We start from the raw sequence: 20,077 nt of genomic DNA on the forward strand, positions 1-20,077 counted from the left end.
ACGATTACCAGCCGTTCGTCCGCCTATTCTCCGTCCCACTGCGCATCTGACAACGTCCGCTGGACGGCCTCCTCGCCGACGGCGGCCGCCAGTGCCTCGAAGCCCTGTCGCTCGGCGCGGTCGCGGGCGTTGGCGACGAGTCGGGAGACGATGAACTCCGGGGTGGACTTGCCGACGGTGCCGAACCGCGGCTGGTAATCCACCTGTAGCGCGAGGTCCTGGGTCAGCCCCTCGGCGAAGATGCCGTCGATGCGCGCCTGCGATGGCAGCGGACTCAGCTCGTCCGCGAGATGCGTCACGTAGACGCCGAGCGCGCCGCGGTCGACGGTCAGTTGGACCAGTCCGTTGAGCAGGTCGGCCGCTCTGCCGGGTTCGGTGATGGCTTCGAACTCGTCGACGAGCATCAGTGCCCGCCCGTCGTCGGTCAGCGGCGGGACGATGGATTTCAGCGTCGACTCGAGGACGCCCGCGTTGAAACTGGCGTGTCGTCGGTGGAAGACGACCGTGTCGAACGCGCCGATCTCCGCGGCCTCCGCGGGCACGGGCAGTCCCATCGCGGTGAGCAGGACGACCTGACAGAGCGTCTCGAGCAGGGTCGTCTTCCCGCCGGAGTTCGCCCCCGTGAGGACCGTCACGCGGTCGCCGGAGGGGGGTGTGATGTCGCCCGCCGCGCCGTTGCCTGCGCGGTCGACGCCAGCGTTGCCAGCGAGGGCGTGTTCGCCGACGCCGTAGGTGACGGGTTGGACGTCGCCCGAGAGGAGCAGGTTCCGCGCGCCAGTCACGGCGAGACCGTCGTCGACGAGGGTCGGCCGCCGGAGGTCGTGCGCCTCGGCGAACCGCGCCAGCGACAGGGCGAAGCCGATGTCGTCGACGGCGGCGACCGCGGCGTCGACGTCGTCGCGGGCGGTCTCTACCGCCTCTCGAATCTCCGCCTCGACCGTCTCCTCGCGGTCTGCGACCTGTTCCTCCAAGTCCGCCGCCAGCGCGCGCAGCGTCGTACTCACGAAGTCCGCGGCGTCGACGGGGTCGTCGGCGGCGGCGCGTTGGACGTCGCTCCGCGTCAGGTCGGTCTCGCGGGTGACGTACTCGACGACGGCGTGTTCGAAGTCGTCGAGCGTGCGGACGCCCGAATCGCGGACGGTGTCGAGCACGTCGAAGGCGTCGTTGGCGAGGGATTTCGCCGCCTCGTGCTGGCGACGCAGGCGGTCGAGTTCGTCGTCCGCGCCGTCGACGACGCGGCCCTCGGAGACGTAGCCGAGCGCGCCCGCCGCCTCACGGAGCGCGTCGGGGTCGACGTCGTCGAGTGCGGCGAAGGTCTCGCCGCGGAGTCCGGCCTCGCGGAGCGCGAGCGCGGTCTCGACGGCCGCGCGTTCGGTCCCGCCACGCTCGTCGTAGCGGGCGAAGGCGTCGAGGACAGCGTCTCTGTCGGCCTCGTCGAGCGAGTCCCACGCCTCGCGGGCGGCGAGTACGCTGTCGAGGCGGTCGGTGATGGCCTCGCGGTCGGTCAGCGGCGTCAGGACGCGAATCCGGTCGGCAGCGTGTTCGGTGACAGCGTACTCACCGGCCAGCGAGAGCAGTTCGTCGTAGACGTTTCGGGCGTCCGAGGTGCCGAGCATCGACATCCCCGCGTCGCCGTTGGCCCGCCGGAGGATGCGCGTGGCTCGGCCGCGGGTGATGCCGGCGTCGGCGAGCGCGCGGAGGTCCGCCGACTCGATGGCGTCGATGGCGGCCTCGGTCCCGAGCGCGTCGGTGAGCCGTGTCTTCGTCTTCGGTCCGACTCCCCAGTAGTCCTCCAGTCGCATACCTGGTGTGGTATGGCCGCTGGCTTAGTGGTTACCTGTCGCTCGTCGTGAACGGACTCGGCGCACGGGTTCCGGTACCTCGCGCGAAGCGTGTCGCTTACTGGGCGGGGACCGTCTCGGCCCGCCGCGCGCAGTCTGCAAGAAGTCGTGTGAGGGTCTGTACCGCTTCCTCGTGGCGGTCTCTCGACTCTCGGAGTGTCATCGGCGTCACGCCGAGGGCGGTGTAGGGTTCGAAGTCCGCCGACGTTGCGACTCCACGCGCGATGAACCGCTCTGCGATCTGCGCGAGGAGCGTGTGGAGGTGAATCAGTTCGTTCTTCTTCACAGGATACACTAACGTGCTCAGACGGCCTAAATGACGCGGTAAGAACCGTTTCGAAGGAATTTGCGAATCTGACTGTCCGGAAATAAAGGGCGAACTAGCTGGAGATTTATCCGGGATATCGGCCGCTCGGCCATCTCATATCTGCCCAACTGCTCGGCCGTGTCATATCAGCCCAGCCGCTCGGCCAGTGTCTCGAAGCGGTCGAGGTCGTGGCCGTAGAGGACGGCGGCGTCGTGACGACGTTCGAGTTCCTTCAACGTCTGGAGGCTCTCGAACCAGTCGCGCTCGCTCCAGAGCAAGCCGGGACCGAGCGGGGCCTCGTCTGCCCAGTTGGCGTCGACGTAACACTCGTCGCCCGCGATGAGCAGCGTCTCGTCACCGAGGTCGAGTTTCGCGCCCATGACGCCGGGCGTGTGCCCCGGCAGGTGGAGGAGTTCGAAACCGTCGAAGAGCGTGTGACGGTGGCGGTGGACGATCTCCCAGTTGAGGTCGTGGTCGAAGTCGCTCGCGAGATAGGCGATAGACCCCTCGGTCGTCTTCGCGCTGTAGTAGGCGAACTTCAGCTCCTCCTCGTGGACGTAAATCGGGACGTCAGTCCCGGCGAACTCGGAGAGGCCGCCCGCGTGGTCCAGATGGAGATGGCTCATGACGACCGCGTCGATGTCGTCGAGAGCGTAGCCCGCCGCGTCGAGGTCGTCCGCGAGGCGGTGGTCGGCGGCGTCGACGTGCTCGAAGGCGTTGTAGAGCGGCGCGGGCCAGTACCCGTCGCCGGCGTCGGGGTGCGAGCCGGTATCCCAGAGCACCGTCGTCTCGGGACCGTCGACGACGGCGTTCCAGACGACGAACTCGGCCATCTCGTGGGTCGGGTTCGGGGTCTCGGCGTCGGCCATGGCGTAGCCGTCGACGACGTAGTTCGTGTCGGCGTAGACGCGGCCGCGGTCGACGGGCGTGACTGACAGGTCGGACATAACGGTGGTTAGGGTGCCGCGAGAATAACTGTTGGCTCGGTGAGAGGCCGAGGCGTGGTCGGGCGGGGTGCGAACTTACTGCCGCTGGCGGCCTTACTGCCGCTGGCGGTAGATGAGGTTGCGCTGGACCGCGTTGGCACCCTCGTAGATGACCGGGATGCGGACGTCGCGGTAGACGCGAGCGATGCGCCGGTCCGTCAGGTTCGAGCGGCCGCCGTGGAGCTGCATCCCGCGCTCGGCACAGAAGACGGAGGCCTCGGTCGAACGGCACTTACAGAGCGCGGCCCAGTAGCCCGCGTTGTCGTGGTTCTTCACCTTCTCGGCGGCGCGCCAGTTGAGCGAGCGGGCCGACTCGAACTCCAAGAGCATGTCGGCGAGGTCGTGCTGGACGGCCTGGAACTCCGAGATGTTGCGGCCGAAGGCGTTGCGGTCGTGGACGAAGTCCCACGCCTCCTCGATGGCGGCGGCGGCCATCCCGAGACCGTGGCCGCCGACGACGACGCGGCCGTGGTTGAAGAAGTCCGCGAGCATGTAGAAGCCGCCACCGGCGGTGCCGACGAGGTTCTCTTCCGGAATGGTGCAGTCGTCGAAGACGATGTGGGCCTGCTTCGACGCGCGCATCCCCATCTTCTCCGGGATGTGTTCGGCCTCGTAGCCCTCGGTGTCGGTCTCGACGATGAACATCGAGTAGTTCGAGTAGCGGTCCTCGGCGTCGCCCGTCTTCGCGTAGACGGTCAGCCAGTCGGCCTCGACGCCGTTGCCGATCCAGTACTTCTCGCCGTTGAGCACCCAGCCGTCGTCGGTCTTCTCGGCCGTCGTGGTCATGCCGGCGAGGTCCGACCCGGTCTCGGGTTCCGAGACGGCGAGGCCCGAAATCTGGTCGTTCTCCGCGACGGGGCGGAGATACTCCTCTTTCTGCTCCTCGGAGCCGTACTGTTCGACGATCTCACAGCCGAAACTCGCGAGCTGGAGCGTCAGCGCGATGCCGGCGTCGGCCTTGTAGAACTCCTCGGCGATGGCGAGTATCTGTTCGAGGTCGTAGCCGGAACCGCCGTACTCCTCGGCGATGTCCTGGGCGACGAGTCCGGCGTCCATCCCGGCTTCGAGGATCTCCCACGGATACTCACCCGTACGGTAATACTCCTCAGCGTTCGGCTCGATGTACTCTTCGGCGAACTCGCGGGCCTGCTGCTTGACCTCGCGGGCGTGTTCGGGGACGATGGAGTCGTCGAGAAGGTCCATGCAGGTGGGTAGAACCCACATGATTTAATACCAAGTGAAATTCGATGTCCACTGAAACAAGTTTATTGTTTTCTGCAGTGCCGACACGAAGCTGTCGGTCCGCAGTCCGGCAACGAGAGTCGCCGAGTCCCACGTGTTTTTGTCGGTGTGACTGAACAGTGGAGGTGAGAACTACCACATGAGGACCCGAGTCGACTGGCGAGTGAGCGTCGGGTTGGTCGGGACGGTCCTGAAGTGGCTGTGGGTCCCGCTCGTCCTTCCGCTCGCACTGGCACTCTACGACGGGACACCACTACGGCCGTTCGCGCTCACGATGGCCGGAACCCTCGCGCTCGGGTTCGGGTTGGAGCGGGTGACGACGAGCCGCGACCTCCGCGAGCGGGAGGCGTTCTTGATGGTCGCGCTGACCTGGCTCGGCGTCGCGTTCGTCGGTGCCGTCCCGTTCGTCCTCGCCGGAAACGGCACCATCGCCGACCCGACCAACGCGCTGTTCGAGGCGATGAGCGGCATCACGACGACGGGCGCGACGGTCGTCGTCGACTTCGAGGCGCACTCGCGGGCGATGTTCCTGTGGCGAGCGATACTGCAGTGGCTCGGCGGTCTCGGCATCCTTGTGCTGGCGACGGCCGTGCTCTCACAGCTCGGCGTCGGTGGCGCGCAGCTCATGGAGACCGAATCCCAGACTCGCGACGTCAACAAGCTCACCCCGCGTATCTCGGAGACTGCGGGGCTGCTCTGGCGGGTCTATCTCGGCCTGACGGCGTTGCAGGTGGCCGTCCTGATGGCCCTGCATCTCGTCGGACTCGCACCCGAGATGACGCTCTACGACGCGGTCGCCCACGCGTTCACGACGGTTTCGACCAGCGGCTTCTCGCCACGGGCGGAGAGCATCGCCGCGTTCTCGCCCGCGGTCCAGTGGGCGATCATCCCCTTCATGATCATCGGCGCGACGAACTTCATCCTCATCTACGTCGTCCTCCGCGGCAACGTCGGCCGCCTGCGCGAGAGCGACGAGTTCCGCTTCTACATCTCGCTTTTGGGGCTGTTTACCATCGGCGTCGCGGGCGTGCTCGTCCTCGAAGGCGGACCCTACTCGAATCCCGAAGAGGTCCTCCGCCACGCGCTCTTTCAGGTCGTTTCCATCGTGACGACGACGGGCTACGCGAGCACGAACTTCGACCTCTGGTCGTCGGGCGCGAAACATCTGCTGTTCGTCTGTATGTTCGTCGGCGGGATGGCCGGCAGTACGACCTGTTCCATCAAGACGGTGCGCTGGCTGGTCGTGGTCAAAGCGTTCCGCCGGGACCTGTTCGTCGCCTCGAATCCCAGCGTCGTCCGACCGGTTCGGCTGAGCGGCAGCGTCGTCGACGAGGATACCATCCGAGACATCTACGCCTACACGCTCGTCAGCCTGCTCGTCTTCATCGTCGCGACGGTGATCGTCGCGGTCAACGCCTCGCGGAGTCGCGTCGACGTCACCGAGTTCGAGGCGATGGGGGCGGCGGCCTCGACGTTCTTCAACGTCGGCCCGGCGTTCGGTATCGCGGGACCGTTCGCGAGTTACGAGCCCTTCTCGCGGACGACGACGCTGCTCATGACCTTCCTGATGTGGCTCGGCAGGATCGAGATCATCCCCGTGCTGGTCATCTTGACGCCCTCGTACTGGCGGTCGTAAAAGAGAGAGTTGCGACGACCGAACTGACGGTTCAGTCCTGCCCAGGCGCGGCGTCGTCGGGCGTCTTCCCCGAGACCAGCGATTCGTCGTCGTACTCGTCACGCAGCACCTTCTTGTCGAATTTCCCGGTCGCCGTCTTCGGCACCTCGTCGATGAAGACGACCTCGTCCGGTGCCCACCACTTCGGGAACTCGTCTTTGACCATCGCCTGCAGGTCGGCCTTCAGGGCCGCCTCGTCGGCTCCCTGCTTCGGCACGACGAACGCCACGGGCCGCTCCTGCCACCGCTCGTGCGGCACGCCGATGACGGTCGCCTCGGCGACGTCGTCGTGGGCCATGAGCGTGTTCTCCAGTTCGACGGAGGAGATCCACTCGCCGCCGCTCTTGATGACGTCCTTCGCGCGGTCGACGAGTTCCATGTAGCCGTCGGGGTCGATGGTGACCACGTCGCCCGTCTTGAGCCACTTTCCGTCCGGCGCGTCCACGAAGTCCTCCTCGTTGGCGTCGGGCCGTTTGAAGTACTCCGTGACGACCCACGGACCACGGACCCACAGCTCGCCGAAGTCCTCGCCGTTTTCCGGTACTTCGTTGCCGTCGTCGTCGACGACGCGGTACTCCAGCCCGGGGACGAACAGGCCCTGCTTGGCCCGCTTCTCGTACTGCTCCTCCTTCGGCCAGTCCTGCATCTCGGGTTTGAGATGCGAGACGGTGCCGACGGGCGACATCTCCGACATCCCCCACGCGTGGAGCACGTCGACGTCGTACTCCTCGTCGAAGCGGCGGATGACCGACGGCGGGGCCGCGCTGCCGCCGATGACGATGCGCTCCAAGGAGGAGAGGTCCGCGTCGTGCTCGTCGAGATAGTCGAGCAGGCCGAGCCAGACCGTCGGGACGCCCGCGGTCATGGTCACGCCCTCCTCCTCGATGAGCTTCGCGAGGTCCTCCGGCGTCGGCGACGGGCCGGGGTAGACGTGTTTCGCGCCCGCCGCGGTCGTCGTGAACGGCAGTCCCCAGGCGTTGACGTGGAACATCGGGACCACCGGCATCACCACGTCGGACGCGCCGATGTCGAGACCCGTCTGCGGCAAGGAGGCCATCGTGTGCGCCCAGAGCATTTGCTGGGTGTACTCGACGCCCTTCGGCTTGCCCGTGGTGCCGGAGGTGTAACACATCCCGGCTGGCTGTTCTTCGCTCACTGCGGGCCAGTCGTACTCAGTGTCGTGGCCGCCGACGAAGGAGTCGTAGTCGACGATGTCGAGGGAGGTGTCGGGAACCTCGCTGCCGACGACGACGAACTGGTCGACGGAGGCGAACGCCTCCTCGCCGCCCTCGGCGGTGACCGCCGCCTCCAGCTTCGGGAGGAGCGACGGGTCGACGAGGACCACCGAGTCGTTCGCGTTCTCGACGATGTACTGGATGTGGTGGTCGGGAAGGAGGGGGTTGATGGTGTGGAGCTGCGCACCCATGCTCGGCGCGGCGAAGTAGGTCTCGAAGTGCCAGTGGTGGTTCCACGAGAACGTCGCGACCCGGTCGCCCTCGCCGACGCCAGCCGCGGCGAGCGCGTTCGCGAGCTGTCCCACACGCTCCTCGTACTCGCTGTAGGTGAACCGTTGCATCCCCTCGTGGGTCCGCGAGACGATCTCCTGGTCGGGGAACAGTCGACTCGCCCGCCACAAGAACGGCCGCAGAGTCTGGTCAGTCGTGCCTGCCATACCCTGACAAGCGGCCGGTCCCTAATGATTGTTCCTACAAAGCGTCGTCGTCGCCGTCCCGGCTAGCGGTCTCGTCTCGCGATTCCCGCTCGTCCGTCTCGCCCGCCGCCTTCGGGCTGGCGTCGCCCGCCGCCGTCTCCTCGGCGTCGGCGACGTCGACACGGTCTGGCGCGGTCAGAATCTCGCGCACCGCCGCCCGCTCGACCGTCCCAGAGGCAGTCCGGGGTAACTCGTCCGTGAAGTCGACGAGCCGGGGGAGCTTGTAGCCGGCCAGCCGCTCGCGACAGTGCTCCTCCACCTCCTCGGCCGTCAGTTCGTCGTCGCGGGCGACGACCAGTGCGGCCACTTTCTCGCCCCACTCCTCGTCGGGCAGTCCGACGACGGCGGCGTCCTCGATACCGGGATGTTCGCGAAGGACGGCGACGACCTCGCCGGGGTCGACGTTCTCGCCGCCGGTGATGATGCGGTCGTCCTTCCGGTTTCTGACGTACAGCCGACCGGCCTCATCGCGGTAGCCCACGTCGCCAGTGTGGAGACCGAGCTGCGAAAACGCCGCCTCGGTCGCCTCCGGGTTGTGGTAGTAGCCCGGCGTGACCGTCGGTCCCGAGACGACGAACTCGCCGAGTTCGCCCTGGTCGACCGGCTCGCCGTCCTCGTCGACGACGGTCACGTCGGTCCCGAACAGTGGTTGGCCGACGGTCCCGAGCTGTTCGACCGCCTCCTGCGTGCGGGCGGTCGAAATCTGCGAGGCCGTCTCGGTCATGCCGTAGGTCGGACAGACCGGGACGTGGTAGTCCCGACAGCGCTCGACGAGGCTGTCCGGGGCGGGCGCGCCCCCGAGGAGGACGAACCGCAGCGAGTCCGCGAGCGTCCCGCGGCTGTCGAGCATCCGCTTGAGCATCGTCGGCACGAGCGAGACGCCCGTCACGTCGTAGCTGTCGACGTCGTCGGCGGTCGGTCCCGGCTCGAACTCACCGCGGAGCACCACCGTGGACCCGTAGAGCGTCGACCGGTAGAGGGGTGCAAGCCCGCCCATGTGGTAGAGCGACAGCGGAACGAGCCAGCGGTCCTCGGGGAGGATGCCGAGCCGGAACGCGCTGGCGACGGCACTCGAATAGATGTTGCCGTAGGTCAGCGTGACGGCCTTCGGGTCGCCGGTCGTCCCCGACGTGAACAGTAAGAGGAGCCGGTCGTCGTCGGCCCAGTCGGCGCGGTCGAACGGCTCGCTGCTCGCCGCCGACAGCGGCTCGACGTGTTCCCACTGTGGTTCGTCGAGCGAGACGAGGGGGACCGACTCGGCCGCGTCGGTGGCCTCGACGGCGAGCTGTTCGGTCGCCTCGCCGCAGACGACGGCGGTCACGTCGGCCAGCTCGACCTGGTCGTCGAGTTCCCGCGGCGTCAGCCGCGTGTTCAGCGGGACGAGCGTCGCCCCGAGCCGCATCGCCGCGTGGACGACCCGGACGGCTTCGACCCGTGTCGACAGCAGCATCCCGAGATGGTCGTCGGGACCGATGCCGAGTCCCGCGAGGCGGCCCGCGAGGTCGTCGACGGCGTCGTCGAGGGCGGCGTAAGTCCACTCGTCGCCCGTCTCGGCCCAGACGAGCGCGGTCGCGTCGGGCGTGGCCCGAGCGCGGTGGGCGAGCCAGTCGTTCATCGTCCGCACGTCGGCCTGTGGGGTCAACTGTCTTTGCATCGGTAGCTTCTTTCAGTCGCCTGCCGCAGGGAGCGACAGATGGCGCTCTCTCGGCTCCGCTCGGTTCTCGACTCGCGTCGCCCCCTCCGTATCGCCTTCGTTCTCGTGGTGCTCGTCGCGGTCGGCCTGCTCGCCGTCTCGTACGTCACCGCGCCGCCGACGTTCCCCGAACGCGTCGAGCGTGGTGGGACAATCGCCGAACCGGCCAACGGCACCACCGTCGTCGCCACGCAGGGTCTCGGCCGCGAGGGCTGGCACCAGGCGTTCGTCGGCGACAGCCCCGGCGAACTCGTCGCCGTCGCCCCCGACGGCTCCGTCGCCTACTACGACGACACCTACCAAGCGTACTGGGACGTCGACCCCGTGGAGGGGACCGAATCGACCGTCGAATACGTCGCCGCCGAGTATCTCTCGGCCGAGCAGTGCGACGCCGCGACCGACTGCTACCGCAATACGGTCCTCCGGACGAACGTCTCGACGGGCGAGACGCGGGAGGTCTACGGCTACGTCGTCCGCAACGAACCCTCCATCCGCTGGCACGACGTCGACCGCGTCGACGAGACGCACCTCGCCGTCGCCGACATCTCCGAGGACCGTGCGTTCGTCGTCGACACCGAGACGGGCATCGTCGAGTGGCAGTGGGACGCTCAGTCGGACCTCCCGCTCGACTCGGGTGGCGAGTATCCGACCGACTGGACCCACATCAACGACGTGGAAATCCTTGACGACGGCCGCTTCATGCTCAGCCTCCGCAATCAGGACCGCGTGGTCTTCGTCGACCCCGAAACAGGTGTTCAAGAGGACTGGACGCTCGGCGAGGAGGACAACTACGACATCCTCTACGAGCAGCACAACCCCGACTACCTCCCCGAATCGCAGGGCGGCCCGGCCGTCCTCGTCGCCGACTCCCACAACAACCGCGTCGTCGAGTACCAGCGCGTCGACGGCGAGTGGGAGCAGACCTGGCAGTACGGCGACGCGGTCCTCCAGTGGCCCCGCGACGGCGACCGCCTGCCGAACGGCCACACGCTCGTCACGGACTCCAACGGCGACCGGGTCATCGAGGTCGACGAGTCCGGCGACGTCGTCTGGAAACTGACCGTCAACCTCCCCTACGAGGCCGAACGCCTCGGCACGGGCGACGAGTCGACCGGCGGCCCGAGCGCGGCCAGCGCGGACCTCCAGTCCCACGAGGCGGGCGACGGCGGCGGTGGCGGCCTGTCGCTTCGCGCCATCGCCTACGCCATCGTCCCCGGCGAGATCATCCTCGGACTCGGCTTCGTCCTGCCGGGCTGGATGGGCTTCCGCGAGGCACTCGTTGTCGGCGGGCTGGTGGCCACGCTCGGCCTGTGGGCCGTGCTCGAACTCTACTGGGCACCGTGGTCCGTGAGCCTCCACAAGCCGGTGCGGTTCCGCCGAAAAGAGTAGTCGACTCAGTTCTTCGTGTTCTTGCCTTTGCCGCCAGCCGAACAGCCCGGCCGCCCCGGACCGCCGCGGGTGCGTTTGTAGGTCGTCTCGCCGTCGTAGCTGCCGAACAGCCGGAACCAGTCGTCGACGTTCCCGGTGACGGGGACGTCCGGGTCGTCGTCGAGATTGCTTTCGGTGTCGACGACGCGGCCCGAGTCGAGTCGGAGGTCCGAACAGAGCGCGTCGGCGACGGCGTCGAGGTTGTCGCGGGCGGCGGGCGGGACGTCGCCGCCGAGGAGGACCACGGCACCGCCGTCGGCGACGAACGCCCGCAGTGCTTCGAGTTCGGCGTCGGAGAACGCCGAGACGGGCGCGGTGACGAGCAACGCGCGACCGCGGTCGAGGTTCTCGCGGGTGATGGTGTTGACCCCCTCGAAGCCGACCCCGACGCCTTCGAGATACCGCTGGTAGTAGGCGGCGTCCTCGGCGGAGAGCGCGTAGCCGACGCCGAACTGGCCGTGGCCGCCGTCGATGAGCACGTCGCCCTCGCGGTCGGAGAGTCGGTCGACGAGATGCGTCAGGAAGACGAAGTTGCCGTAGTCGGCCGTCGAGACCGGGTAGCCCTCGGCCTCCTCGTAGCTCTCGTCGACGAGCGGCGCGCCGACCATGGCGACGCGGGCGTGGCCGTCGATGCCGACGAGCGGAATCTCGTCCGACTCGTGTGCGGCCGACCCACCCTCGACCGTCGCCGACGATTCGGCGGAGACCGGGGCGCGTCGTGGGTCGAGCGCGCCCGCGCTGGTGCGGACGGCCGCCGCGTTCGGGAAGAACAACGAGTCGACCGGGTCGTTTCGGATCGTCGTCGAGTTCTCCGGGTCGCTCGCGGTCCAGACGTTGCGTCCGGCCTCGCGGGCGGCGAGTTCGGCGTCGAAGAAGTCGTCGTGCATCGCGAAACTCGAATCGTAGAGGCGGGCGTGACCCGCTTCGACGGCGCGGCGGTTGTAGAGCGTGTCGCGCTCGCCGGTGCCGTCGGCGTCGTAGCTGATGTAGCCGAGCAGTCGGTTGAACGCGTCGCGGACGGGTTCGTTGGTGTCGAAGCCGAGGTCGATGGTGGCGTCTTCGAGTTCACCCTGTGCGAACTCGGTCGCCGAGAGCCCGGCCTCGCCGAGATAGTCGTAGGACTCGATGCCCTCCCACTCCTCGGCGCGCTCGGCGAAGCGGTTCTGCGGCGTCTCGGGCGTGTCGATGCCGAGGACGCGAACCGTCTCCTCGCGGCCGTTGTCGAACTGCACGTCGACGGTGTCGCCGTCGGTGACGGAGACGACGTCGACCGTGTAGGTCTCCTCGGCGTCGAGTTCGAAGCCGAGACCGGGCCGGTCGGCGAAGTACGGGAAGGCCGTGTTGAAGTTCGACGTGAGCGGGATGAAGTCGGGACCGACGTTGTTGTCGGGGTCGAGCACCTGGTCGTCGTTGAAGCGGAACGCGAGGTCGAGCGCGTCGGCGATGGCGTTGAGATTGGCCGTCGCGTCGAAGTTCCGGAAGTCCGACTGGTCGAAGAGCAACAGCGCGCCGCCGTCGGCGACGAACGCTTGGAGGGCCGAGCGTTCGGACTGCGAGAAGGCCGAGGCGGGTGAGGTGACGATGGCGGCTGAGGCGTCCGGCAGTTCGGCGGCGAGGTCGTCGGTGCCGACGACGTCGTAGCCGTTGGCTTCGGTGTAGCCGATGAACTGCTCGAAGCGCGAGGGGTCGTAGAACTGGTCGTGGCCGGTGTCGAAGGCGACGGTCCCACTACCTGCCTCGGCGTCCAGCACGTTCAGGACGAACTCCTCGTTGCCGCGGACGAAGTTCGCGTCGTTCTGCGCGATGGGCGCGCCGAAGCCGACGACCGCGTCGTCGACGGCGACGAGCGGAATCGGCGTCGAGTCGGGGTAGGAGACGGCGTCGCCGTCGCCGTCCTCGTCGACGTTGAACGCGCTCGCTTCGGCCCAGACGGCGACGTGGCTGTCGTCGGTGAGCGGGGTACGGTCCGGAGCGAGGAGGCTGGCGGTGGAGTCGAACTCGATGGCGGGGATGCGGTCGGCCGCGGCGAGCGCGCGGCGTGTGGCGTGGCCGGTGCCGAGTACCGAGGTCGCCGCGGTGGCGACACCGACGGTTCGGAGGAAGCTGCGTCGTCGCATGGCTGTCTCTGCCGACCGACCGCGGTTAAGTGTTAGTATTCGATAACTACTTCGGTAACGATAAACTGCAGAGTGGTCTGGAGTGACTCGGACTCAGTGCTGAACGAACTCGACGAGGACGCCGCCGGTCGACTTGGGATGCAAAAACGCGACCTGGTGTCCCCACGCGCCCGGCCGAGGTTCCTCGTCGATGAGTTCGACGCCGTACTCTCGCGCCGTCGCGAGTGCCGCCTGGATGTCGTCGGTGGCGAGCGCGAGATGGTGGATGCCCGGCCCGCGCTTGTCGAGATAGCGGCCGATGGCACCGTCATCGTGGGGCTCCAAGAGTTCGAAGTAGCCGTCGTCGAGTTCGAGGAAGACGACGGTCATGCCGTCGAACCGTTCCTCGTGGGCGACGGGCGCGTCGAAGAGATCCGAGAAGAGGTCGGCGAGCGATTCGGCGTCGTCGGTCGCGATACCGGCGTGGTCGAACTGCATGGCCGAGGTGACGCGGGTGAGTCGTATAAACGTGCTCGACGGCCGTGGCGCTAGCCGACGAGGAGTCGGAGAACAACCGAGCGTCACCGCGACGAGCCGAACCCACAGGAGTATTCTTCCACCACGTCCAACGGCCACCAATGAGCGCGCCGAACCGTAACGTCCTGTGGGCCCGCACCTTCGTCGACGAGTTGGCGGAGGCGGGCGTCTCGGCCGTCTGTATCACGCCGGGGAGTCGCTCGACGCCGCTGACGACGGCGTTCGACGAACACGACGACATCCACGTCTTCTCGCATCTCGACGAACGCGCCTCGGCCTTCTTCGCGTTGGGCCGCGCCCGTCGGACGGGCGAGGTGACGCCGCTGGTCTGCACGTCGGGGACGGCCGCGGCGAACTTCCATCCCGCGGTCATCGAGGCGTTCCAGTCGCGCGTCCCGCTCCTACTCCTCACGGCCGACCGGCCGCCGGAGCTTCGGGACTCTGGAGCGAACCAGACAATCGACCAAGAGAAGCTCTACGGCGATTCGGTCAGGTGGTACAAGGATATGCCCGAGCCGGAGGCGACGGACAGAAAGCTGCGGATGCTGCGGACGACGGCCACCCGCGCGCTGTCGGAGGCGACGGGCACGCCCTCGGGACCGGTCCATCTCAACTTCCCGTTCCGCAAGCCGCTGGAGCCGACGCCCGTCGCGGACGACGTCCCCGCGGACCTCGACACCGAGGCCGCCCTCGGCCGCGAGGAGGGTGGCGCGTACGTCGACACCACCGCGGGCGTCCCCGAACTCGACGACGACCAACTCAGGCAACTGGCACAGGACCTCGAAGTCGAACGCGGCCTCATCGTCGCCGGACCCGCCGACGCGCCCGGCGTCGACCACGAGGCCGTCGCCGCTCTCGCGCACGCGACGGACTTCCCCGTCGTCGCCGACCCGCTCTCTGGCCTGCGCTTCGGCGGCCACACCCGCGTGACGACGGTCCTCGGCGGCTACGACGCCTATCTCGACGAGCAGGTGACGGAAGACTGGCCGGACCCCAAAATCGTCTTCCGGTTCGGCGCGTCGCCGACGTCGAAACCCCTCAGAAAGTATCTCGCCCGAACCGACGCCCGACAGCTCGTCGTCGACCCGGCGGGCGAGTGGCGCGAGGCCGAGTACGCCGCGACCGACCTCGTCGTCGCCGACCCCAGCCAACTCGCGTGGCGGCTCTCACAGATCGTCCGCGCCCCCCGCGACCCCTCGTGGACCGAACGCTGGAAAGCAGCCGAGGAGACCCATTGGTCGGCCGTCGACAGCGCGGTCGACGACGGCGAGACTTTCGAGGGGCGGATTCTGGCCGACGTCGCCGACGTCGCGCCCGAACCCTCGACGGTCTTCGTCTCCAACAGTATGCCCGTCCGCGACATAGACCGCTTCGGCCGTCCCGCGGCACGGAACCTAACGGTCCTCGGCAACCGCGGCGCGAGCGGCATCGACGGCATCACGTCGACGGCACTCGGCGCGGGCAGCGCGACGACGGACGACCTGACGCTCGTCACGGGCGACATCGCCTACTACCACGACCTCTCCGGCCTACTGGCGGTCGGCCGCTGCGACGTCGATGCGACTATCGTCGTCGTCAACAACGACGGTGGCGGCATCTTCCATATGCTGCCCATCGAGGACTACGACCCGCCCTTCACGGGCCAGTTCAAGACGCCGCACGGGCTGGACTTCGAGTCGACGGGCGACCTCTTCGGCATGGAATTTGCCCGCGTCGACGTCGACGGCTTCCGCGAGACCTACGCCGAGGCCGTGACGACGCCGAGAACGCACGTCATCGAGGTCGAGACGGACGCCGAGTCGAGCCACCGGGTGCGCGAGTCGCTACAGGAGCAGGTCGTCGACGCGCTGAGCGAGTAACGCTCCGGCCCGTCGACCCATCGACGACACCAACGAGAAGACTGTCGGCCGTCGAACAGCTTTTCACGCCGCTGTCCGAGACTTCGGCCATGTCCTCCATCGACTGGAAAATCCCGACCGGGCTCGCGGTCCTTCTCGTCCTCGCGTACGCCGTCCTCATCGCTGGCAACATCCTGCTTGGGGTCGTCGGTGCGACGCTCGTCTTCCTCGTCGGCTGGCTGCTCGGCCACGCCGGGAAGTCGGACGCGATTCCCACGCTCGGCCGCCGCCGGGAGGCTGTCGCAAGCGTCGTGACGCTCGTCGCCTTGGCCTACGGCGTCGTCTTCGGGCAGACCATCTGGGTCGGCGTCTTCGTCGGCGTCCTCGCGTTCGGCGTCGCCTTCCTCCACGCGGCGATTGCACAGTCGAGCTACTCACCCTCGCTCAGTCGCAACCGCAAAATCGCCGTCTCGGTGCTCTCGCTTCTCGTCATGGCCTACGCGTTGCTCATCGTCGGCCAACTCCTGATCGGTCTCATCGCGGTCAGTCTCCTCTGGCTGGCCGCGTGGCTGACGAGTCCCGGTGGCCCGCTCGTGGCCGCAAACTAGCCGTCGCTGGCGACGACCGAGAGACGAGTGAGGCGCAGGCGACGAACGAGCGTTTAATACCGAGACGGCACAAGGCCCTGCCATGCCGCCGAACCGCGGAACCGACCTGTCGACCGAGCAGCGACAGCTCCGGCCGCGCGAGGAGAACGACGCGCTCGGAACGTGGCTCGAACATCTCTTCGACGCCGCCTCGGAGGTGTTCGTCTTCACCGCCCCGGTCCTCGCCGTGGTGATGCTCGCCGGCGACGCCGAACTGACGTTCGTCGCCGTCGCGGCACTGGTGACGATGGTACTCGGCGTCGGTCTCCAGCGACAGCGGCCCCTCGGCCCGCCGTGGCCGAAGGTGACGCCGCTCTTGGGACTGCTTCGGCTCGTCGTCTACAACGTCGCATTCGCCGCCACCCTCTGGATTAGCGAAGTGGCGTTCACCGAGCCGGTCGTCGATATCTCGTGGGCGAGCGGCCCGCTCGTCGCCCCGAGTCTCGTCGCCGTCGTCCTGCTGGCCGCCCTCGTCGTCGCCTTCCCGTATCTGACCGTCGCGCTGGGGCTGCACGGGACGGAGTGACCGGAACGCCCCGACGGGAATCTTTTTGCGCGCTCCGACCCCGCCTTGGAGCATGGTTTCGGACATCTTCGACCCCGACCGTTGGGAGACGGTCGACGGGTTCGACTTCGACGACCTCACCTACCACCGCGGCGTCGACGTCCCCGCCGTCCGCATCGCGTTCGACCGCCCCGAGCTGCGCAACGCGTTCCGCCCCGGCACGGTCGACGAACTCTACACCGCCCTCGACCACGCCCGCAAACAGGCCAACGTCGGCTGCGTGCTCCTGACCGGCAACGGTCCCTCGCCGAAAGACGGCGGCTGGGCCTTCTGCTCGGGCGGCGACCAGTCCGTCCGCGGCGGCTCGGGCTACGAGTACCGCGACGACGACGAGGCTGGCGTCGACGACGACCCCGCGGTTCGGGAGGCCAAGGCCGGCCGCCTACACATCCTCGAAGTCCAGCGGCTGATTCGCTTCATGCCGAAACCCGTCGTCGCCGTCGTCCCCGGCTGGGCCGTCGGCGGCGGCCACTCGCTACACGTCGTCTGCGACCTCACGCTCGCCTCCGAGGAGCACGCGAAGTTCCTCCAGACCGACCCCGACGTGGCCTCCTTCGACGGCGGCTTCGGCTCTGCCTATCTGGCCCGCCAGATCGGCCAGAAGAAAGCCAGAGAAGTCTTCTTCCGTGGCAAGACCTACTCGGCCGAAGAGGCGGTCGACATGGGGATGGCCAACGAGGCGATTCCGCACGAAGAGTTAGAAGACGTCGCGCTGGAGTGGGCCGACGAGATGACCAAGAAGTCGCCGATGGCGATGCGGATGCTCAAGTTCGCCTTCAACTCCATCGACGACGGGATGGTCGGCCAGCAGGTGTTCGCCGGCGAGGCGACGCGACTCGGCTACATGACCGAGGAAGCGCAGGAGGGCCGCGACGCGTTCTTGGAGAAGCGCGAACCCGAGTTCAGAGAGTTCCCTTGGCACTACTAACCGACGACCTTTTTCTGAGATAGCGGACGGCAAGCCGTCCGCGCTTCTCAAAAATCTCCGATTTTTGGAGACGTCGGGTGTCCTCGCGTGCCTGCGGCACGCTGCGGGCACCGCTCCTTGAAAAACGTCGATGAAAAAGACCGCTCCGCGCCTCGCTACGCTCGGCGCGGTACAGCGCGCTGGAGGGTTTACCGCAGACCGCTCACTTCTTCGGTCGCTTGAATACGAGGCCGCTGGTCCGGGTCTGTACGCCCGAACCCAGTTTCGTGTGTGAGCCGACCAGCGACTCCACTAACTCCCATCCCTGCTCGCCGAGTCGGTTCAGCGTCTCCTCGGAGGCCTCCTCGCCGTCGCCGATGAACCCGCCGTCTTCGAGTTCGACGATTTTGTATTCCCACTGTTGCATACGACAGTGGTCAGACGGTTGTCGTGTATGTCTTGTGGCGGTCGCGTGCCGACGCGACACCGACGGCAGCCGAGAACCGAACCTTGACACCGAAGCCGCTCTGACTCGTAGGTAATGAGTACGCAGGACATCTCCCGGACGAAGGCGTGGGTGATGGCCGCCCGGCCGCAGACGTTGCCAGCGGCCGCCGCGCCCGTCCTCGTCGGCGTCGGGCTGGCACTCCACGACGGCGTGTTCGCCGCGCTCCCGGCACTGGCGGCGTTCGTCGGCGCGGCGTTGATTCAGGTCGGGACGAACTTCGCGAACGACTACTACGACGCCGTACAGGGCGCAGACACCGAGGACCGACAGGGCTTCACCCGCGTCACCTCCTCGGGCCTCATCGACGCGAGCGAGGTCAAACGCGCGATGTATCTGACGTTCCTCGCGGCCATCGTCGTCGGGAGCTATCTGGTCTACGTCGGCGGCGTTCCCATCCTCGTCATCGGCCTGCTCTCCGTCGCCAGCGGCATCGCCTACACCGGCGGCCCGTATCCGCTCGGCTACCACGGCCTCGGCGACGTCTTCGTCTTCCTCTTCTTCGGCGTCATCGCCGTGACGGGGACGTTCTACGTGCAGGCCGCGTCGGTGCTGGCCGCGCCGTTCCCCGTGGGCATCCCGCCGGGCACCCTGCCGCTCGCTGCGGTCGTCGCCAGCCTCCCCGTCGCCGCCATCTCGACGGACATCCTCGTCGTCAACAACGTCCGCGACAAGGAGGAAGACACGAAGACGGGCAAACGGACCCTCGCGGTTCGCTTCGGCTACGGCTTCAGCCGCGTCCAGTTCGTCGGTCTCCTGCTTCTCGCGTACGCCGTCCCGCTGTACTTCTGGGCCGGCGGCCAGTTCGACTGGACGGTCCTCCTCCCGTTGCTCTCGCTTCCGCTCGCGGGACAGGTAACGAAGACCATGTTGACCCGGACCGACGGCGAGGCACTGAACCCCGCACTCGAACGGACCGGCCAGCTGCTCGCCCTCTACGCACTGCTCTTCGCAGTGGGGATGGCACTCTGAGATGATACCATGACAGATTTCACACTCCGCGAGTTCGCACTCGACCTCGAGACGCCGCTCGGCACAGCGAAGGAAACGATCACCGAACGCCGCGGCGTCCTCGTCGGCGTCGACCGCTACGGGCCGGACGGGACCCGGATTCGGGGCATCGGCGAGGCCGCCCCGCTCACGCCGTGGACCGAGTCCTACGACGAATGTATCTCGTCGCTTCGGGGGTTGACCGCGGAGAGTGGTGAGGAAGACCAATCAGTCGACGGCGACGGCGGCCTCCTCGACGGTCTCGGCCCGGCCGCCCGCCACGGCGTCACTCTCGCGGCGGCCGACGCGACGGCGCGGACGAAAGGCGTCTCGCTGGCCGAGCATCTCACCTCGGCGGCCGCGACCGACGGTGTGGCCGAGACGGTCCCGGTCAACGGAACCGTCGGCGACGGCTCCGTCGAAGAGACGGTCGACGCCGCGGAGACTGCCGTCGCCGACGGCTTCGACTGCCTGAAGCTGAAGGTCGGCGCGCGCGACCTCGAGACGGACCTCGAGCGACTGCGCGCGGTCCGCGACGCCGTCGGCGACGACGTGACGCTCCGAGCCGACGTGAACGGCGCGTGGTCTCGTGCGGAAGCGAACCGCGCGGTCGGCGTCCTCGCCGAGTTGGACTTCGCCTACGTCGAACAGCCGCTCGCGGCCGACGACCTCGCGGGGCACAGCGACCTCCGCGGCCGCGGCGTCGACATCGCGCTCGACGAGTCGGTCAACGGCGCGGACGGACTGTCCCGCGGGGTCGCCGCCTACGCCGACGTCGTCGTCCTCAAACCGATGGCGCAGGGCGGCCCGCGGGCGACGGTCTCGGTGGGCCGGCACGTCCGCTCGCAGGGCGTCACGCCCGTCGTCACCACGACCATCGACGCCGTCGTCGCCCGGACCGCCGCGGTCCACGTCGCCGCGGCGATCCCCGAGATACCGGCCTGCGGGCTGGCGACAGGAGACTACTTGAGCGACGACGTCGCGGCCGACCCCTGTCCCGTCGTCGACGGCGCGGTGGCAGTTCCCGAGGGACCGGGGCTGGCCGGCGACGCCTTCGACGAGCTGCTCGACGTGGAGTGAGCGATTCGCGGGAGCGAGACCCGACGACG

17 protein-coding genes are annotated in these 20,077 nt (G+C 67.9%); 8 read left to right on the plus strand and 9 right to left on the minus strand.

From position 1 onward, the window contains the following. Positions 1-23: 23 nt before the first annotated feature. The 4 genes from BLR57_RS12080 to BLR57_RS12095 all read right to left on the minus strand — a co-directional run bounded on the left by BLR57_RS12080 (position 24) and on the right by BLR57_RS12095 (position 4,337). Positions 24-1,802 (minus strand): helix-hairpin-helix domain-containing protein, encoded by a 1,779-nt coding sequence (locus tag BLR57_RS12080; RefSeq protein ID WP_089697820.1) that lies wholly within the window; start codon positions 1,800-1,802, stop codon positions 24-26. A gap of 97 nt (positions 1,803-1,899) precedes the next feature. Continuing rightward, the gene (locus tag BLR57_RS12085) at positions 1,900-2,127 is read right to left on the minus strand and encodes a UPF0058 family protein (RefSeq protein WP_089697822.1); all 228 of its coding nucleotides are present in this window, start codon (positions 2,125-2,127) and stop codon (positions 1,900-1,902) included. A 167-nt stretch (positions 2,128-2,294) separates the two neighbouring features. Continuing rightward, positions 2,295-3,095 carry an N-acyl homoserine lactonase family protein gene (locus BLR57_RS12090; RefSeq protein ID WP_089697824.1) on the minus strand — a complete coding sequence of 267 codons (801 nt, stop codon included), beginning with the start codon at positions 3,093-3,095 and terminating at the stop codon, positions 2,295-2,297. A 93-nt stretch (positions 3,096-3,188) separates the two neighbouring features. Then, positions 3,189-4,337, minus strand: a complete 1,149-nt coding sequence (locus tag BLR57_RS12095; RefSeq protein ID WP_089697827.1) for an acyl-CoA dehydrogenase family protein — start codon at positions 4,335-4,337, stop codon at positions 3,189-3,191. Positions 4,338-4,515: 178 nt separating this feature from the next. Between BLR57_RS12095 and BLR57_RS12100 the strand changes: the two genes are divergently transcribed. Beyond that, positions 4,516-6,012, plus strand: a complete 1,497-nt coding sequence (locus tag BLR57_RS12100) for a TrkH family potassium uptake protein (protein WP_089697829.1) — start codon at positions 4,516-4,518, stop codon at positions 6,010-6,012. Between the two features lie 31 nt (positions 6,013-6,043). On the opposite strand, the gene BLR57_RS12105 is transcribed toward BLR57_RS12100, so the two are convergent. Together BLR57_RS12105 and menE are read right to left on the minus strand one after the other, a co-directional pair. Further along, entirely contained in the window at positions 6,044-7,723 is a 1,680-nt protein-coding gene (locus BLR57_RS12105; RefSeq protein WP_089697831.1) for a long-chain fatty acid--CoA ligase, read from the minus strand. A gap of 34 nt (positions 7,724-7,757) precedes the next feature. Next, entirely contained in the window at positions 7,758-9,377 is a 1,620-nt protein-coding gene (menE, locus tag BLR57_RS12110) for an o-succinylbenzoate--CoA ligase (protein WP_089697833.1), read from the minus strand. 78 nt (positions 9,378-9,455) lie between these two features. Between menE and BLR57_RS12115 the strand changes: the two genes are divergently transcribed. After that, complete coding sequence (locus BLR57_RS12115) at positions 9,456-10,844, plus strand: arylsulfotransferase family protein (RefSeq protein WP_089697835.1); 1,389 nt, start codon at positions 9,456-9,458, stop codon at positions 10,842-10,844. A 5-nt stretch (positions 10,845-10,849) separates the two neighbouring features. Here the strand turns inward: BLR57_RS12115 and BLR57_RS12120 are convergent, their stop codons facing one another. Both BLR57_RS12120 and mce read right to left on the minus strand, forming a co-directional pair. Continuing rightward, the gene (locus BLR57_RS12120; RefSeq protein WP_089697837.1) at positions 10,850-13,000 is read right to left on the minus strand and encodes a thermonuclease family protein; all 2,151 of its coding nucleotides are present in this window, start codon (positions 12,998-13,000) and stop codon (positions 10,850-10,852) included. A 93-nt stretch (positions 13,001-13,093) separates the two neighbouring features. Next, a complete protein-coding gene (mce, locus tag BLR57_RS12125; RefSeq protein ID WP_089697838.1) occupies positions 13,094-13,477 on the minus strand; it encodes a methylmalonyl-CoA epimerase in 384 nt (127 codons plus the stop codon). A gap of 140 nt (positions 13,478-13,617) precedes the next feature. On the opposite strand from mce, the gene menD reads away from it, so the two are divergent. From menD to BLR57_RS12145, 4 genes are all read left to right on the plus strand, one after another. After that, positions 13,618-15,375: a 2-succinyl-5-enolpyruvyl-6-hydroxy-3-cyclohexene-1-carboxylic-acid synthase gene (menD, locus tag BLR57_RS12130; protein ID WP_089697840.1), complete on the plus strand. Its 1,758-nt coding sequence runs from the start codon at positions 13,618-13,620 to the stop codon at positions 15,373-15,375. An 89-nt stretch (positions 15,376-15,464) separates the two neighbouring features. Next, on the plus strand, positions 15,465-15,962 hold the full coding sequence (locus BLR57_RS12135) for a hypothetical protein (RefSeq protein WP_089697842.1): 498 nt from the start codon (positions 15,465-15,467) through the stop codon (positions 15,960-15,962). A gap of 82 nt (positions 15,963-16,044) precedes the next feature. Beyond that, positions 16,045-16,527 (plus strand): DUF8215 family protein, encoded by a 483-nt coding sequence (locus BLR57_RS12140; RefSeq protein ID WP_089697843.1) that lies wholly within the window; start codon positions 16,045-16,047, stop codon positions 16,525-16,527. 52 nt (positions 16,528-16,579) lie between these two features. Next, positions 16,580-17,494, plus strand: coding sequence for a 1,4-dihydroxy-2-naphthoyl-CoA synthase (locus tag BLR57_RS12145; protein WP_089697845.1), 915 nt, complete (start codon positions 16,580-16,582; stop codon positions 17,492-17,494). A 202-nt stretch (positions 17,495-17,696) separates the two neighbouring features. Here the strand turns inward: BLR57_RS12145 and BLR57_RS12150 are convergent, their stop codons facing one another. Beyond that, positions 17,697-17,900, minus strand: a complete 204-nt coding sequence (locus BLR57_RS12150; protein WP_089697846.1) for a DUF4177 domain-containing protein — start codon at positions 17,898-17,900, stop codon at positions 17,697-17,699. A gap of 114 nt (positions 17,901-18,014) precedes the next feature. Between BLR57_RS12150 and BLR57_RS12155 the strand changes: the two genes are divergently transcribed. Together BLR57_RS12155 and BLR57_RS12160 are read left to right on the plus strand one after the other, a co-directional pair. Then, complete coding sequence (locus BLR57_RS12155) at positions 18,015-18,950, plus strand: 1,4-dihydroxy-2-naphthoate polyprenyltransferase (RefSeq protein WP_089697848.1); 936 nt, start codon at positions 18,015-18,017, stop codon at positions 18,948-18,950. A gap of 9 nt (positions 18,951-18,959) precedes the next feature. Continuing rightward, entirely contained in the window at positions 18,960-20,048 is a 1,089-nt protein-coding gene (locus BLR57_RS12160) for a mandelate racemase/muconate lactonizing enzyme family protein (RefSeq protein ID WP_089697850.1), read from the plus strand. Positions 20,049-20,077: the final 29 nt, after the last annotated feature.

It is taken from the genome of Halogranum gelatinilyticum, from assembly GCF_900103715.1.
Taxonomy (GTDB): Archaea; Halobacteriota; Halobacteria; order Halobacteriales; family Haloferacaceae; genus Halogranum; species Halogranum gelatinilyticum.

Excerpts from the sequence above, each read along its gene's own strand:
- BLR57_RS12080 (WP_089697820.1), bottom strand. The coding sequence starts at position 1,802 with ATGCGACTGGAGGACTACTGGGGAGTCGGACCGAAGACGAAGACACGG.
- BLR57_RS12090 (WP_089697824.1), bottom strand. The coding sequence starts at position 3,095 with ATGTCCGACCTGTCAGTCACGCCCGTCGACCGCGGCCGCGTCTACGCC.
- BLR57_RS12095 (WP_089697827.1), bottom strand. The coding sequence starts at position 4,337 with ATGGACCTTCTCGACGACTCCATCGTCCCCGAACACGCCCGCGAGGTC.
- BLR57_RS12100 (WP_089697829.1), top strand. The coding sequence starts at position 4,516 with ATGAGGACCCGAGTCGACTGGCGAGTGAGCGTCGGGTTGGTCGGGACG.
- BLR57_RS12105 (WP_089697831.1), bottom strand. The coding sequence starts at position 7,723 with ATGGCAGGCACGACTGACCAGACTCTGCGGCCGTTCTTGTGGCGGGCG.
- menE (WP_089697833.1), bottom strand. The coding sequence starts at position 9,377 with ATGAACGACTGGCTCGCCCACCGCGCTCGGGCCACGCCCGACGCGACC.
- BLR57_RS12115 (WP_089697835.1), top strand. The coding sequence starts at position 9,456 with ATGGCGCTCTCTCGGCTCCGCTCGGTTCTCGACTCGCGTCGCCCCCTC.
- BLR57_RS12120 (WP_089697837.1), bottom strand. The coding sequence starts at position 13,000 with ATGCGACGACGCAGCTTCCTCCGAACCGTCGGTGTCGCCACCGCGGCG.
- mce (WP_089697838.1), bottom strand. The coding sequence starts at position 13,477 with ATGCAGTTCGACCACGCCGGTATCGCGACCGACGACGCCGAATCGCTC.
- menD (WP_089697840.1), top strand. The coding sequence starts at position 13,618 with ATGAGCGCGCCGAACCGTAACGTCCTGTGGGCCCGCACCTTCGTCGAC.
- BLR57_RS12135 (WP_089697842.1), top strand. The coding sequence starts at position 15,465 with ATGTCCTCCATCGACTGGAAAATCCCGACCGGGCTCGCGGTCCTTCTC.
- BLR57_RS12140 (WP_089697843.1), top strand. The coding sequence starts at position 16,045 with ATGCCGCCGAACCGCGGAACCGACCTGTCGACCGAGCAGCGACAGCTC.
- BLR57_RS12145 (WP_089697845.1), top strand. The coding sequence starts at position 16,580 with ATGGTTTCGGACATCTTCGACCCCGACCGTTGGGAGACGGTCGACGGG.
- BLR57_RS12150 (WP_089697846.1), bottom strand. The coding sequence starts at position 17,900 with ATGCAACAGTGGGAATACAAAATCGTCGAACTCGAAGACGGCGGGTTC.
- BLR57_RS12155 (WP_089697848.1), top strand. The coding sequence starts at position 18,015 with ATGAGTACGCAGGACATCTCCCGGACGAAGGCGTGGGTGATGGCCGCC.
- BLR57_RS12160 (WP_089697850.1), top strand. The coding sequence starts at position 18,960 with ATGACAGATTTCACACTCCGCGAGTTCGCACTCGACCTCGAGACGCCG.